Source organism: Pseudarthrobacter sp. MDT1-40-2 (genome assembly GCF_059383595.1).
This window is the reverse complement of record NZ_JBWZCL010000001.1, coordinates 52,426-66,910: the sequence shown is the minus strand read 5'-3', so window position 1 is coordinate 66,910 and position 14,485 is coordinate 52,426. Positions and strand designations below refer to the sequence as shown.

Sequence of the window (14,485 nt, the reverse complement as noted above, 5' to 3'; positions counted from 1 at the left end):
ACAGTAAGGACCCTGCGTGTCTCCCATGGCCCGCACCGCCCCGGTGCCCGCCGCGACAGATCCGGCCATTATTCGGAATTTCTGCATCATCGCGCACATTGACCACGGCAAGTCCACCCTGGCAGACCGCATGCTGCAGTTCACCGGGGTGGTTCAGTCGCGCGACATGAAGGCCCAGTACCTGGACCGGATGGATATTGAACGCGAACGCGGCATCACCATCAAGTCCCAGGCCGTACGGATGCCGTGGGAACTGGACGGCACCAGCTACGCGCTGAACATGATTGACACTCCGGGGCACGTGGACTTCACCTATGAGGTTTCCCGGTCGCTGGCTGCCTGCGAAGGGGCCATCCTGCTGGTTGACGCTGCGCAGGGCATTGAAGCCCAGACGCTCGCCAACCTGTACCTTGCAATGGAAAACAATCTCACCATCATCCCGGTACTGAACAAGATTGACCTCCCCGCCGCGCAGCCGGAAAAGTACGCGGCAGAACTGGCCAGCCTGATTGGCGGCGATCCCGAGGACGTCCTGCGGGTCTCAGGCAAGACCGGGGCAGGCGTCGAGGCACTGCTGGACAAGATCGTCCGCGATCTGCCGGCACCGGCAGGCGACGCCGAAGCTCCAGCCCGTGCCATGATTTTCGACTCTGTCTACGACACCTACCGCGGCGTCATCACCTACGTCCGGGTAATGGACGGCATGTTGCACCCGCGCGAGAAGATTCAAATGATGTCCACCCGTGCTACCCACGAGCTCCTGGAGATCGGCGTCAGCTCACCGGAACCCACTCCGTCCAAGGGACTTGGCGTGGGCGAAGTGGGGTACCTGATTACCGGAGTGAAGGACGTCCGGCAGTCAAAGGTGGGCGACACCATCACAAACCTTGCCAAGCCGGCGACGGAATCCCTCGCAGGTTACGCCGATGCCAAGCCCATGGTGTTCTCTGGCCTGTACCCGCTGGATGGCACGGATTACCCTGTGCTTCGTGACGCGCTCGAGAAACTGATGCTCAACGATGCCGCGCTGGTCTACGAGCCGGAAACGTCCGCAGCACTCGGGTTCGGCTTCCGTGTTGGCTTCCTGGGCCTGCTGCACCTGGAAATCACCCGTGAGCGGCTCGAACGTGAATACAATTTGGACCTGATTTCCACCGCACCCAACGTGGAGTACCAGGTGACTTTGGAGGATAAAAAGGTCATCCATGTGACCAACCCCAGCGAATACCCCACCGGCAAAGTTGCCGAGGTCCGTGAGCCCATGGTTTCTGCGACCATCCTGGCTCCCAGCGACTTTGTAGGCGCCATTATGGAGCTGTGCCAGAGCCGCCGCGGCGTACTGGGTGGCATGGATTACCTCTCCGAGGACCGGGTGGAAATCCGGTACCGCCTGCCGCTGGCGGAAATCGTCTTTGACTTCTTCGACATACTCAAATCCAAGACCCGCGGTTACGGTTCGCTGGACTGGAAAGCCGACGGCGACCAGGTGGCCGACCTGGTCAAGGTGGACATCATGCTTCAGGGCGAGCAAGTCGATGCCTTCAGCGCCATAACCCACCGGGAAAAGGCGTATGCCTACGGCGTGATGATGACCGGCAAGCTCCGGGAACTCATTCCCAGGCAGCAGTTCGAGGTGCCCATCCAGGCCGCCATCGGGTCCAGGATCATTGCCCGCGAGAGCATCCGTGCCATCCGCAAGGACGTGCTGGCCAAGTGCTACGGCGGCGACATCACCCGTAAGCGCAAGCTGCTGGAAAAGCAGAAGGAAGGCAAGAAGCGCATGAAGATGGTGGGCCGCGTTGAGGTTCCGCAGGAAGCGTTCATTGCCGCCCTGACTACCGACGAATCGAAGGACAAGGCAAAGAAGTAGTGGTCCCGCTGCACCCCCTCCTGCAGGACTTCAGGGAGCCTGGCCGGCATGCCTAGCGCCCTTCCGCTCGGAGACCCGGCGCCTGCTGACGGACTGCTGCCCGCGCAGGTTCTGGACGGCGTCGATACCCGCAGCTTCGGGCTGTACGTTCACATCCCGTTCTGTGCCGTCCGCTGCGGCTACTGTGACTTCAACACCTACACTGCCACCGAGCTCGGCGGCGGTGCGTCCCAGGACGCTTACGCTTCCACGGCCATATCGGAATTGGAGTTTGCTTCCAGAGCGCTGGCTGGCTCGGGGCTGCCGGCCCGGCCGCTCAACTCCGTGTTTTTTGGCGGCGGAACCCCCACGCTGTTGCCTGCAGAGGACCTCGCCCGCATCCTGAAGGCCGCGGTTGCCCGGTGGGGCCTGGTCCCCGGGGCTGAGGTGACCACCGAAGCCAACCCGGATTCCGTATCGCCTGAATCCCTGCAACTGCTTGCCGATGCCGGCTTCACCCGGGTGTCGTTCGGCATGCAATCGGCCGTGCCGCACGTCCTGAAGGTCCTGGACCGGACGCACACTCCCAGCCGCGTCCCGCTTGCTGTCCAGTGGGCCCGCCAGGCGGGGCTCGCTGTCAGTCTTGACCTGATTTATGGCACGCCGGGGGAGTCGCTGGCCGACTGGCGGCTGTCGGTCGAAACAGCGCTCTCCTACGGCCCGGACCACATCAGCGCCTATGCCCTGATTGTGGAGGACGGGACGAAGCTCGCGGCCCAGATCCGGCGTGGCGAGGTTCCCGGTATTGACGACGACGATCACGCCGCCAAGTACGAACTCGCTGACGAGCTGATCAATGCTGCGGGCCTGGGCTGGTACGAGGTCAGCAACTGGGCGCGCGGCCCGGAGCAGCAATGCCGGCACAACCTGGCGTACTGGCGCGGTGATGACTGGTGGGGGATTGGGCCAGGTGCCCACTCACACGTTGGTGGTGTGCGCTGGTGGAACGTCAAGCACCCCACAGCCTATGCAGGCCGGCTCGCCGCTGGTTCCTCGCCGGCTGCCGGACGGGAAACGCTCGACGCCGATACCAGGAACGTCGAGCGTGTCCTCCTGGAGGCACGGCTGGCTTCCGGGTTGGAGGTTGCCACGCTCGGAAGCGGGCGGCAGGCAATTGCCGGTCTCATTGCCGACTCGCTGATTGAGCCGGTCGAGGCTTTCGCAGGCAAGCTGGTACTGACACTTAAAGGCAGGTTGCTGGCTGACGCCGTCGTCCGGCGTATCCTGCCCGACTGACACGTGCCAAGCGAAACCGGCCCTGCGTCGATTACTACTTGATCAGGCGCAGGTTGTACTGGTAGCGGTGGGGCTGGCCCCGGTTAACGTGGATGCCGGCGGAAACCGAGAAGCATGTCAAGGTGATCCAGATCAGCGTGGCGATGACGGCAAAGAGGTTGCCGATTCCCGGAATGAACAGCAGCAGGTTGGCCAGAACGGCAGCGACTGTGGGAGGAAGCGTAAAGTTGAGGGCTTCTTTGGACTCCTGCGCCGTAAAGGGCCCACGGTCCTTGAAAATCAGGTAAATCAGCAGCGACGGAATGCAGCCCAGGATCCCGCCGAAGTGGGCGAGCGTTGCCCACTGGCGGTCCTCGTTCGCGGTCAGCGGGAGGGCGTTCGCGGGCACGCCGTGATACTCGGGACTGCCACTGGCGGGCTGGGTGTCCCTGTTGTCGCGCGCGTTCTCTGCCACGGTTATGTCCTTTTCGGTGCTGCGGAGGGTGTCAGTGCAAGAATACTTGGTGATTCACGGTTACCTTGCAGCAGCCCTCAGGGTGCCGTGAGGAAATCGATGACTTCTTCCACCCGCCCCAGCAGTGACGCTTCAAGATCGGCATAGCTGGTCACCGCGGACAGCAACTTCTGCCAGCCCAGCCCGATGTCCTCCTTGGTGGAATGCGGCCAGCCGAAAGCTGCGAGAATGCCGGTCTTCCAGTCCTGGCCGCGGGGCACCACCGGCCACGCAGGAATACCCAAAACAGCCGGCCGGATTGCCTGCCACACGTCGACATAGGGGTGGCCGACAATCAGGACGTTGCCGGCCGCGCCGGGGGAGCCCATCACGTCACTTGCGATCCGCGATTCCTTGGAGTCCGGAACCAGATGATCCACCAGGATGCCGAGCCGGCGGCCGGGGCCGGGACCAAAGGCAGTGACAGCGCCCGGGAGATCGTCAATGCCATGCAGCGGTTCGACGACGATTCCCTCTGCCCGGAGGTCATCGCCCCACACCTTTTCCACGAGTTCGGCGTCGTGCTTTCCCTCGACCCAGATCCGGCTGGCCTTTGCCACCTGGGCGCGTTGTCCGGCAACGCGTACCGAACCGGAAGCGGTTCGTTGGCTGGTTGCTGCTGCTGTTCCCGCAGTGCGGGGAGCCGGCGGGTCGAGCCTGATGGGCTGGCCCTCCAGGAGGAAGCCGTAGCCCAGCTTGAAGGATCGCGGTTTGCCGCGCCGGTCTTCCAGCACCACCAAGTGCATCCCGCCGGATTTTTCAACCCGGGTTACCGCTCCCACCCAGCCTGACTGCACGTCCTCAAGGACCATGCCCCGTTCCACCGGGACGGCGGGAAGTTCTGTCCGCGCCGGCGCGGACAGATCCTGCGGACCCCAATTCTGGTACTGCATCCTGGTTCCAGCCTCACGCCACATACCGGGCGGATTTCGCCCGGAGCGGTACCAATGCTAACAACGCGGCGAGTCATATTAGACTGGCACTTGGGCATGTCGAGTGCTAACACCTCGCAGCCATCAGCATTACACCAGTGATGAGCGACCATCGAACGGAGGTAGACAATGAGCGATCCACGCAAACTGGAGGTACTGCGGGCCATAGTGGAGGACTATGTCCACTTCCGCGAACCGGTGGGATCCAAAGCGCTGGTCGAACGCCACCACCTTGGTGTATCCAGCGCCACCATCCGCAATGACATGGCGGCGTTGGAGGACGAAGGGCTTATCACGGCCCCTCATACCAGCGCAGGCCGCGTACCCACGGACAAGGGCTACCGGCTCTTCGTCGACCAGATCTCGGCGGTTAAACCGTTGTCTCCGGCCGAGCGCCGGGCCATCCAGACGCTCCTTGAGGGCTCGGACGATCTCGACGACGTGCTGGACCGGACCGTGCGGCTGCTGTCGCAGCTGACCAACCAGGTTGCAGTGGTCCAGTACCCCCAGCAAAGCCGGGCGCAGGTGCGGCACATTGAATTTGTGCTGCTTGCCCCGCGCCGGGTGCTGGTGGTCCTGATCGCCACGACAGGAAAGGTGGAACAACGGGTCATTGATGTCGGTTCCGATATCGGTGAGGAGGGCCTCGCAGCCCTCCGGGCCGGTTTCCTTTCGGCCACCCACGGCACGCTGCTCAGCCAGCTCCCGCAGACGTTGCCTGCCGCCGTCGCTGCAGCCGCTCCCGTCCACCGCGCTGCCGCCAACATGCTGGCGCAGGGACTGGAAGCACTCGCGCAGGGCGGCAGGGAAGAACGGATGGTCATGGCCGGAACAGCGAACCTCGCCCGTTCCAACGTTGACTTTCCCCTGAGCATCGGGCCGGTCCTGGAAGCCCTGGAAGAGCAGGTGGTAATGCTGCGGCTCCTCAGCGAAATGGCCCAGGATCCCCGCGGTGTCGCCGTCAGCATCGGACGCGAGAACCCGTACGACGGCTTGGCTGAGGCTTCTGTGGTCGCTACGGCGTACGGACCCGACAGTTCGGCAAAAATCGGCGTCCTGGGACCCACCCGGATGGATTACCCCACTACCATGGCTGCCGTTCGGGCCGTGGCGCGCTATCTTTCGCGCATTCTTGGACCGTAGGGTCCGCAGCATCTTCGAAGTAAAGCTTGACAACAGGAAGAGAAATCAGACTTGAGCAGCCATTACGACGTCCTTGGGGTTTCACCGGAAGCCACGGGGGAGGAAATCAAGAAGGCTTACCGAAAGCTGGCACGGACACTTCACCCGGACGTCAACCCGGGCGAGGACGCCTCTGACCGGTTCAAGGCGGTCACGCATGCCTACGAGGTTCTTTCCGATCCGCAAAAGCGCCGGGTCTACGACACCACCGGTAACGAGAACGGCACCGACAACGGCTTTGGCGGAGGCCAGTACGCCGGCCAGGGCTTCGCGTTCCAGGACATCTTTGACACCTTCTTCGGTGCCGGTGGCACGGCCGGACCCGCCTCCAGGGTGCGTCGTGGGCAGGACGCTTTGATCAGCGTCCGCATTGACCTCCGCGACGCCGTATTCGGCGTCAACAAGAAGCTGGAAGTCGATACCGCCGTCGTCTGCCCCACGTGCGATGGCAGCTGCTGCCGCGAAGGCACCTCCCCGGAACGCTGCGACGTCTGTGGCGGCAGCGGCCAGATCCAAAGGGCTGTCCGGTCCATCCTGGGACAGGTCATGACGGCGGCACCGTGCGGCAGTTGCGAAGGCTTCGGTACCGTGATCAAGGACCCCTGCAACGAATGCAACGGCCAGGGGCGGATCAGGAGCCGCAGGTCCATCACCATCAAGGTTCCAGCTGGTGTAGCCACGGGTACCCGTATCCAGCTGTCGGGGCAGGGCGAAGCCGGTCCGGCAGGCGGTCCGGCCGGTGACCTTTATGTCGAGATCCGCGTTAATAGCGATTCCACCTACGTCCGGGATGGCGACGATCTCCACGCCACCCTCAACATCCCCATGACCGCTGCGGCCCTCGGGACGGAAATCAGCCTCGAGACCTTTGACGGCATTCAGGAGATCGACGTCAAGGCCGGTACGCAGTCCGGTGAGATCATCACACTCCGTGGACTCGGCGTCACGCACCTGCGCGGCTACGGCCGTGGTGACCTCAAGGTGCACCTCCAGGTGGACACTCCAACGAGGCTCGATGCCACCCAGGAGGACCTCCTGCGCCAGTTGGCGAAGCTTCGCGGCGAGCAGTTCACCGAGGGGAAACTCGCGGCCAGTGGAGGCGTGTTCGCCAAACTGCGTGACCGGCTGGGCAACCTCTAGCAATGACCAACCCTGTCTTCTTCACCCCGAAGGGTGCTCTTGCGGACGTCCGGCCGGGTTCGACCTTCGTCCTGGAGGGCCCGGAGGCAAGGCATGCGGTGACCGTCAAGAGGCTTGCCGTCGGCGAGCCGGTTGACCTCGCCGACGGCAGTGGCAACCGCATCAGCGGAACGGTGGCCACTGCCGCCCCCGGGGAGTTGAGCATCGACTGCCTCACGGTAACCGCTGAACCAGAACCTGCCGTCCGGCTGGTGTTGGTACAGGCACTTGCCAAAGGAGACAGGGACGAGCTTGCCATCGAGATGGCCACTGAACTGGGCATCGATGGCGTAATTCCCTGGCAATCCGAACGTTCCATCGTCCGCTGGAAGGCAGATCGTGCGGCAAAGGCTCATGCCAAGTGGGAGTCGGTGGTAGCAGCCGCGGCCAAGCAGGCGCGTCGTGCCTGGATCCCGGGCGTCGAATCAATCGTCGACACCGCCGGACTGGCCAGGCGGGCGGCGGCGGCCGACCTTGCAGTGATCCTGCATGAGGATGCCGTCCGGCCGCTACGGTCAGTTCTTGAGGACTGGACCAGCCGCACCGCGCCGACTCCCAGTGGCGAAATCCTGTTGATAGTCGGACCGGAGGGCGGGATCGCTGCCCGGGAAGTGACCCGGTTGTGCGATGCCGGTGCGGTCACTGCGCTGCTGGGCCACCACGTGCTCCGGTCCTCGACGGCAGGGCCTGCCGCTGCCGTAGTGGCCAATGACATTCTGGGCCGCTGGTAGTCCCTGGGCCGCCGCTATCCGACGTTGAACTTTCGGGTGTCCGTATACAGGGAAAGCTCCGTCGATTCGACGTCAATGCGCGAGACCCGCAGCTGGTACGTTCCCCGTTCCAAGGTCAGGTCCAGGGAGAACAGCCCGGCCGAACCGGCATCCGCCGCGCTGGTGGTTTCGCCGCTCAGATAGATGCTGGATTGTCCGTTGCTTTCCCGGAGCAGTTGCCAGCGGAGGCGGTCGCCTTGGTCCGTGCTTCGACCCGTTAATTTCACGGTGCCGCTGGGCACGTTGGCGTTTTCCTGCGGATCAATGATCCAGATTGGCGCAACGAGGCCTGCCGTCCTGGCCATTGGCGCGCCAAGCCGGATGTGGCCAAAGGCTTGATAATCAGGGTGTCCGTCCACTAACACCACAACCTGGATTTGCTGGCTGGTGTCCACCAGGCCTGAACTCGCCGCGGCTGCTGTCGCGGTGTGCACCAGTTGTTGAACGGCGAGTTCGGCCATTCCGGCATCCAGGGTGCTGTTGAAAGCGTCTTCCGAGACGTCAACGGTAATGATGTTCTGGCCGGAAATCGACGTTTCCAGTTCCTTCGGATTTTGCCAGGAGGTGAAGAAGTCCGGGTCAAGGGGCGTCTCCGACATCATCGCCCGGAGCGCCCGGGTCACGGGATTGTCCTGTTCGGGGACGTCGCGGAATTCCCTGTACAGGAAGACATGCTCACCGCTTCGGCCGATCCAGTAGATGGGCGCTTTGTTGGACGATTGCGTCGTTTCCAGCGGGGCGTTCGACGCCGGCACGGACAATGTGGAATAGCCCGGACCGGGAGCACCCGGGGAAGTTGCCGATCGCGAGGCGGGACCGGCCACACAGGAGGACATGGCCACGGCCAACGGGATCGCCGCAACCAACGCGGCGGCGCGGCGAAACAGGCCCGGGGGCTGCGTCCTGCCGGCTGCCGCCACAGGCACAGCGATGCGTCGATCCTTGATGGGAGTGCCTTTCGTTCTGCTCGTTGGTTCGTCCGGATTCGTCCACGTCCATTCACGGTGACGCAGCGATGTCCGCTCGGCCGGAAGAGACGCTTTCCAGCATTACATACACCGCCGGCCGGGACTCGTGGATTCCGGACTCTGCCAACAACTGCAACGGGAACGATATGAGGCTGATATGAAGTTGATACCTGATCACCGAATCATTTCGGCACCCGGCCCGTTGCTTCCAGGGCTGCCGGGGCCGGCTCACTGGCGTAAGATGGAGGAACGTTCCAGAGTCAGTATTCAACGGGAGGAACCCAAGGCCTGCTGGCCGTCACCATGACTGAATCATCCAACGGAAAACGCCGCAGCGTCAGCCCCGGCGAGCCAAGCACAGGGGAATTCCCGCACACCTTGCCCGGTATTCGCACGGAAGTGGTCTACTTCGAGAATTCCGACCAGATGGTCCAGTCGTTGGGCAGCCATGATGAGGCGCTCCGTTTCATCGAAGAACAGTTCCCGTCCGTCAACTTCCACGTCCGCGGCAATGAGCTCACCATTGCGGGCCCTACAGCGGACGTGCCGCGCATCATGCGCCTGCTTGAGGAGGTCCGCGGCCTCGTTGCGCGGGGGACCACCATCAGCCCCGACGTGCTGCAGCAACTGGTTGCCCTGCTGAAGTCGCAGTCCACGCAGAACCCCGTGGACGTCCTGACACACGACATCCTTTCAAGCCGCGGCCGCACCATTCGGCCAAAAACTTTGAACCAGAAGAATTACGTGGATTCCATAGATGCCAACACCATCATTTTTGGCATCGGTCCGGCAGGTACGGGCAAGACCTACCTCGCCATGGCCAAAGCGGTGCAGGCGCTGCAGCAAAAGGAAGTCAGCCGTATTATCCTCACCCGGCCTGCAGTCGAGGCCGGCGAGCGGCTTGGCTTCCTGCCAGGTACCTTGAGCGACAAGATCGACCCCTATCTCCGGCCGCTCTACGACGCCCTGCACGACATGATTGATCCGGAATCCATCCCCCGGCTGATGGCCGCAGGCACCATTGAAGTCGCCCCGCTGGCCTATATGCGCGGCCGTACGCTCAATGACGCCTTTATCATCCTCGATGAAGCGCAGAACACCACCCCGGAGCAGATGAAGATGTTCCTTACCCGCCTTGGATTCGGTTCCAAGATGGTGGTAACGGGCGACATTACTCAGGTGGATCTTCCCACCGGTAGCCGGTCCGGGTTGCGGATCGTCCAGGAGATACTCACTGGCATTGACGACGTCAATTTCTCCATCCTTGATGCGGCCGACGTCGTACGCCACCGGCTGGTGGGCAACATCGTCAAGGCGTACAGCGACTGGGATGACGTCCAGGAGCAGAAGGCGGCACGGTCCAGGGAGACCGGAGGAGCCAAAGTATGAGCATCGAAGTCAACAACGAATCCGGGATTCCTGTCGACGAGAACCAGCTTGTGGCCCTGGCGCGCTACATCTTCGAACAGCTATACATCCACCCCCAGGCAGAGCTGTCCGTCCTGCTGGTGGACGAGACCGCCATGGAGAAGCTGCACCTGGAGCTCATGGACGAGCCGGGGCCCACCGACGTGCTGTCCGTCCCCATGGACGAGCTGACGCCTGGTGCTCCCGGGCGGCTGACGCCGCAAGGCATGCTGGGCGACATCGCCATCTGCCCGCAGGTAGCGGAAGACCAGGCGCGCAATGCGGGACACTCCACCCAGGATGAAATGCTGCTCCTGACGACACACGGCATCCTCCACCTGCTTGGCTACGACCATGCCGAGCCGGAGGAGAAGGTTGAAATGTTCGGCCTTCAGCGGGAACTGCTCGCCGGGTTTACGGGCAAGGAAGCGCCGGCAGAGACTACACAATGACCATTTTTTTCCTGGTCGTCATGGCGCTCGTTTTTCTTGGTGCCGCAGCAGTCCTTACCGCGGCAGAGGCGGCCTTCAACTTCCTGCCCCGCCATGATGCCGAGGCGTTCCTGACCAATGGCCGTGGCAAGGCTATGAAACGCATCCTGGCCCAGCCTGTCGCCCACATCCGGGCCCTGCGTTTCTGGCGGATCTGGTTTGAAATGGCCTCCGCTGTCGCAGTCGCGGTGTTGTTGCACAGCATCCTCCATAACGTCTGGCTCGCAGGCCTGGCAGCTACGGGCATCATGGCGCTCCTGGGCTTTGTGATTGTGGGAGTTTCGCCCCGCCAGATCGGCCGCCTGCACGCGGTGGGCGTGGCCCGTTTTACTGCCCCGCTGATCAGCTCGCTGACCATGGTCCTGGGCCCTGTGCCCGGTTGGCTGGTGAGCATTGGCAGTGCTGCCGCGCCGGGCGCACCAGGTGGAGATGAAGCTTTCTTCAGTGAGCAGGAGTTCCGTGAGCTGGTGGACCGGGCCACAGAATCGGACGTCATTGAGGACGACGAAGCGGAGATGATCCAGTCCGTGTTCGACTTCGGCGACACTCTCGTCAGGGCTGTCATGGTGCCGCGCACGGACATCGTGAGTATTGAGGCCGGCGCAGACCTGAAGGATGCAATGTCGCTTTTCCTTCGCTCGGGCTATTCGCGGATACCGGTCATCGGCGAAAACAACGATCACATCCTGGGGATCGTGTATCTCAAGGATGTGGCCGCCGTCCTTCACCACAGCGGTGCAGGGGACGCCATTCCGCCGGTCGAGGCGCTGGCCCGGGAGGTGCGCTACGTGCCGGAATCCAAGCCGGTGAGTGATCTCCTCAAGGAACTCCAGAAGGAATCAACGCACGTCGCCATTGTCATCGACGAGTACGGAGGCACAGCGGGACTGGTAACGCTGGAAGACCTCATCGAGGAAATCGTCGGCGAGATTGTTGACGAGTACGACACCGAGTCTGCCGAGGCCGTGGAACTCGAGGACGGTTCCTACCGGGTCAGCGCCCGCCTGGGCATCGATGACCTCGGTGAACTGTTCGACATCGAGCTTGAGGACGATGAAGTGGATACCGTTGGCGGGCTGCTCGCGAAGTCGCTGGGCCGCGTGCCAATCGTTGGCAGCTCCGTGGAGGTCGGCGGAATCTCCCTGCGGGCCGAGCGGCTGGAAGGCCGCCGTAACCGGGTCAGTCATATAATTGCAGCCCGGGTTCCCGAATCTTATGCCGAATCAACCGAGCACTTTCACAAGACAGCATTAACCCAGCAGGGAGTTCCACATGAGCAAGAAGAATAAGCCCACCGAGCCCGATGATTTCGGTGGCTACCGGGCGGGATTCGCCGTGCTCGTGGGACGCCCGAACGCCGGCAAGTCCACGCTGACCAACGCCTTGGTAGGCAGCAAGGTAGCCATCACCTCGGCCAAGCCGCAGACCACCCGGCACACCATCCGTGGCATCGTCCACCGTGAGGATGCCCAACTCATCCTGGTGGATACGCCGGGACTGCACCGTCCGCGGACATTGCTGGGAAAGCGCCTGAACGATCTCGTGGCGGATACCCTCTCCGAGGTGGATGCCATTGGGTTCTGCCTGCCGGCCAACGAGAAAATCGGGCCCGGCGACAAATACATCGCAGCCCAACTGGCGGCTGTCGGCAACAAACCGATAGTGGCAGTCGTGACCAAGGCAGACACCGTCGACAGGCAGGCGCTTACTGAGCAGTTGCTCGCCGTCGCCGGACTTGGCCGCGACGTCCTGGGCGAAGAGGGCTGGCGGGACATCGTGCCCGTTTCCGCTACCGATGGCTTCCAGGTCTCCACCGTTGCCGACATCCTGATCGGCCACATGCCGCCGTCTCCGCCGTTGTACCCGGACGGTGAATTGACTGATGAGCCTGAGGCCGTGATGGTGGCCGAACTCATCCGTGAGGCAGCACTGGAAGGCGTCCGGGATGAGCTTCCGCACTCTCTGGCCGTGGTGGTGGAGGAGATCCTCCCCAGGGAAGGCCGCACGGAGGACAACCCGCTCCTGGACGTCAGGGTGAACCTGTACGTTGAACGGCCGTCGCAGAAGGCGATCATCATCGGCAAGGGCGGCAGCCGCCTGCGCGAGGTAGGCACCAACGCCAGGAAGGGAATCGAAGCCTTGCTGGGGACCCGAATCTACCTTGATCTTCATGTCAAAGTGGCCAAGGACTGGCAGCGGGACCCGAAACAGCTGGTGAAGCTCGGCTTCTAGAAGGGGGCCGGCGCGGCCGGGCTTCCGGCATTCTCCCAGCCTTGAAGGCTAGGATAAGCCGAATTTGGTTCTGAAGAAAGGGACGTAAACGTGGGGCAAGGCCGCGCAACTGGCGATGACGGTGCTGACATACCGAAGGGCAGCGGACAGTTCTCCAAGCACACGGAAACAACCGCCGTCGGGGCTGCCAGGCATCTCGGGAAGAACCGGGAAATGCCCGGTTGGCTCAAAGTTGTTACTTGGGTGGCGTCCCTTGCCCTGCTGTCAGCTGTTGTGTTCGCCGGGTACTGGTTCATCCGGCTGCAGTCTAATCTCAACACAGCCCCGCTGAACGCTGGAGGTGCGGCAGCGGACAGTATCGATGAGGCCACCGACCGTATGCAGATCCTCATTCTCGGATCGGACACCCGGGACGGCGCCAACGCCCAATACGGCAGCGTTGAGGACTCAACAGGCTACGGCCAGTCCGACGTCATGATGATGATGGACATCTCGGCAGACAATTCCCGCGTCAGCGTCATCAGCTTTCCCCGGGATCTCCTGGTGAACATCCCCGAATGTACTGACCGCAAGACGGGGACTACCTATCCGGCGCGCACCGGGGCGATGATCAACGAGGCCATGGCCCAGGCAGGCATCGGCTGCGCGGTGGACACCGTGAACCAACTCACCGGCCTGGAAGTGGACCACTTCATGATGGCCGACTTCAATGCCGTCACGGAGCTTTCCAACGCGGTGGGCGGCGTCGAGGTCTGCGTCAGCGATCCTGTCTACGATCCGGATTCCAGGCTGCGGCTGCCGGCAGGAACGTCATCGGTCCAAGGCGAGATGGCACTCTCCTGGCTCCGCAGCCGCCATGCCTTTGAAGATGGCGGTGACTTGGGCCGGATCAAGGCCCAGCAGGCCTTCCTGTCGTCCCTGACCCGTAAGGTCAAGGACGACGGCACCTTGTCCGACCCGGCAAAAGTGTTAAACATTGCAGACGTTGTTACGCGGAATCTGACCCTGGACGAAGGCTTTGCTTCTCCGGCAGCCTTGGTCAAGGCCGGCAGCCGCCTCAAGGATATCGACATCAGTAAAGTCGCCTTCGTAGCCGTACCCACTGGCCCAAGTGTCTTGGATCCGAACCGCCTCGATCTGGCTCAGCCGGCGGCGTCGCAGCTGTTTGCAGCTCTGCGTGAGGACGTTGACCTGACCGATCCCACGGGTTCGGAGAGCCCGGCGCCTGCGCCCACCGGTGAACCCACGGCTGGTCCCACTGCAGCCGAGTCGATACCACCGGTCGAACAACCCTCCGAGGCCGTGTACGACAAGGCGCTGCAGCCTGTGTCAGTAGCCAACGGATCCGGGGCTCCCGCGCGATACCAGGAAATCTCCGCAGCGTTGATTACGGGAGGATTTACGCAGCTCACTGAAGCTGCCGCCGCCCCGGTGGAACAAACGGTGATTTATTACAGCGCCGAATTCGCTGATGTTGCAGCGGACGTAGGAGCCCTGTTCGGCATTCCGGACACCCAGCTCATCGCCTCCACCAGCGTCTACGGCGTACAGCTGTATGTTGGCACGGATTTTGCTGCCGGACCGCAGTACGGGGCCGTAGCCCTGCCACCCGACGTCGTTAACCAGACCGCCAGCGATGTGGTCTGCCAGCAGGTTAATCCCTTCCTCATCGACCGGGGCTGACCC

The 14,485-nt window shown here is 62.8% G+C and carries 13 protein-coding genes; 10 read left to right on the top strand and 3 right to left on the bottom strand.

Features of this window, described 5'->3' with window-relative positions; translation table 11 throughout:
• The first annotated feature begins 16 nt into the window (after positions 1-16).
• Both lepA and hemW read left to right on the top strand, forming a co-directional pair.
• Entirely contained in the window at positions 17-1,870 is a 1,854-nt protein-coding gene (gene lepA / locus AC50X5_RS00300) for a translation elongation factor 4 (RefSeq protein WP_494974227.1), read from the top strand.
• 48 nt (positions 1,871-1,918) lie between these two features.
• Positions 1,919-3,145, top strand: a complete 1,227-nt coding sequence (gene hemW, locus AC50X5_RS00295) for a radical SAM family heme chaperone HemW (RefSeq protein ID WP_494974226.1) — start codon at positions 1,919-1,921, stop codon at positions 3,143-3,145.
• Positions 3,146-3,179: 34 nt separating this feature from the next.
• On the opposite strand, the gene AC50X5_RS00290 is transcribed toward hemW, so the two are convergent.
• Entirely contained in the window at positions 3,180-3,599 is a 420-nt protein-coding gene (locus AC50X5_RS00290; RefSeq protein ID WP_493985440.1) for a DUF4870 domain-containing protein, read from the bottom strand.
• 77 nt (positions 3,600-3,676) lie between these two features.
• Positions 3,677-4,531 carry a DUF3097 domain-containing protein gene (locus tag AC50X5_RS00285; protein WP_494974225.1) on the bottom strand — a complete coding sequence of 285 codons (855 nt, stop codon included), beginning with the start codon at positions 4,529-4,531 and terminating at the stop codon, positions 3,677-3,679.
• Positions 4,532-4,699: 168 nt separating this feature from the next.
• On the opposite strand from AC50X5_RS00285, the gene hrcA reads away from it, so the two are divergent.
• Genes hrcA through AC50X5_RS00270 form a run of 3 tightly spaced genes read left to right on the top strand, consistent with a single transcriptional unit; the run spans position 4,700 to position 7,662 of the window.
• The gene (gene hrcA / locus AC50X5_RS00280; protein WP_494974224.1) at positions 4,700-5,713 is read left to right on the top strand and encodes a heat-inducible transcriptional repressor HrcA; all 1,014 of its coding nucleotides are present in this window, start codon (positions 4,700-4,702) and stop codon (positions 5,711-5,713) included.
• A 51-nt stretch (positions 5,714-5,764) separates the two neighbouring features.
• Positions 5,765-6,892: a molecular chaperone DnaJ gene (gene dnaJ, locus AC50X5_RS00275; protein ID WP_494974223.1), complete on the top strand. Its 1,128-nt coding sequence runs from the start codon at positions 5,765-5,767 to the stop codon at positions 6,890-6,892.
• A gap of 2 nt (positions 6,893-6,894) precedes the next feature.
• Positions 6,895-7,662, top strand: a complete 768-nt coding sequence (locus AC50X5_RS00270; RefSeq protein ID WP_494974222.1) for a 16S rRNA (uracil(1498)-N(3))-methyltransferase — start codon at positions 6,895-6,897, stop codon at positions 7,660-7,662.
• Positions 7,663-7,676: 14 nt separating this feature from the next.
• Here AC50X5_RS00270 and AC50X5_RS00265 read toward each other — a convergent pair whose 3' ends face one another.
• Entirely contained in the window at positions 7,677-8,627 is a 951-nt protein-coding gene (locus AC50X5_RS00265; RefSeq protein WP_494974221.1) for a GerMN domain-containing protein, read from the bottom strand.
• A 345-nt stretch (positions 8,628-8,972) separates the two neighbouring features.
• Between AC50X5_RS00265 and AC50X5_RS00260 the strand changes: the two genes are divergently transcribed.
• The 5 genes from AC50X5_RS00260 (at position 8,973) to AC50X5_RS00240 (ending at position 14,482) form a co-directional block, all read left to right on the top strand.
• The gene (locus AC50X5_RS00260) at positions 8,973-10,058 is read left to right on the top strand and encodes a PhoH family protein (RefSeq protein WP_494974220.1); all 1,086 of its coding nucleotides are present in this window, start codon (positions 8,973-8,975) and stop codon (positions 10,056-10,058) included.
• Positions 10,055-10,528: an rRNA maturation RNase YbeY gene (ybeY, locus tag AC50X5_RS00255; protein ID WP_494974219.1), complete on the top strand. Its 474-nt coding sequence runs from the start codon at positions 10,055-10,057 to the stop codon at positions 10,526-10,528. The genes AC50X5_RS00260 and ybeY overlap by 4 nt, the downstream gene beginning before the upstream one ends.
• A complete protein-coding gene (locus AC50X5_RS00250) occupies positions 10,525-11,856 on the top strand; it encodes a hemolysin family protein (RefSeq protein WP_494974218.1) in 1,332 nt (443 codons plus the stop codon). The genes ybeY and AC50X5_RS00250 overlap by 4 nt, the downstream gene beginning before the upstream one ends.
• Positions 11,840-12,799, top strand: coding sequence for a GTPase Era (gene era, locus AC50X5_RS00245; RefSeq protein WP_494974217.1), 960 nt, complete (start codon positions 11,840-11,842; stop codon positions 12,797-12,799). The genes AC50X5_RS00250 and era overlap by 17 nt, the downstream gene beginning before the upstream one ends.
• Before the next feature lie 90 nt (positions 12,800-12,889).
• Positions 12,890-14,482 carry an LCP family glycopolymer transferase gene (locus tag AC50X5_RS00240; protein ID WP_494974216.1) on the top strand — a complete coding sequence of 531 codons (1,593 nt, stop codon included), beginning with the start codon at positions 12,890-12,892 and terminating at the stop codon, positions 14,480-14,482.
• Positions 14,483-14,485 lie beyond the last annotated feature (3 nt).

Bases quoted from the DNA above. Each gene is read 5' to 3' on its own strand.
- hemW (WP_494974226.1), top strand. From the start codon at position 1,919: ATGCCTAGCGCCCTTCCGCTCGGAGACCCGGCGCCTGCTGACGGACTG.
- AC50X5_RS00285 (WP_494974225.1), bottom strand. From the start codon at position 4,531: ATGCAGTACCAGAATTGGGGTCCGCAGGATCTGTCCGCGCCGGCGCGG.
- hrcA (WP_494974224.1), top strand. From the start codon at position 4,700: ATGAGCGATCCACGCAAACTGGAGGTACTGCGGGCCATAGTGGAGGAC.
- AC50X5_RS00270 (WP_494974222.1), top strand. From the start codon at position 6,895: ATGACCAACCCTGTCTTCTTCACCCCGAAGGGTGCTCTTGCGGACGTC.
- AC50X5_RS00260 (WP_494974220.1), top strand. From the start codon at position 8,973: ATGACTGAATCATCCAACGGAAAACGCCGCAGCGTCAGCCCCGGCGAG.
- ybeY (WP_494974219.1), top strand. From the start codon at position 10,055: ATGAGCATCGAAGTCAACAACGAATCCGGGATTCCTGTCGACGAGAAC.
- AC50X5_RS00250 (WP_494974218.1), top strand. From the start codon at position 10,525: ATGACCATTTTTTTCCTGGTCGTCATGGCGCTCGTTTTTCTTGGTGCC.
- era (WP_494974217.1), top strand. From the start codon at position 11,840: ATGAGCAAGAAGAATAAGCCCACCGAGCCCGATGATTTCGGTGGCTAC.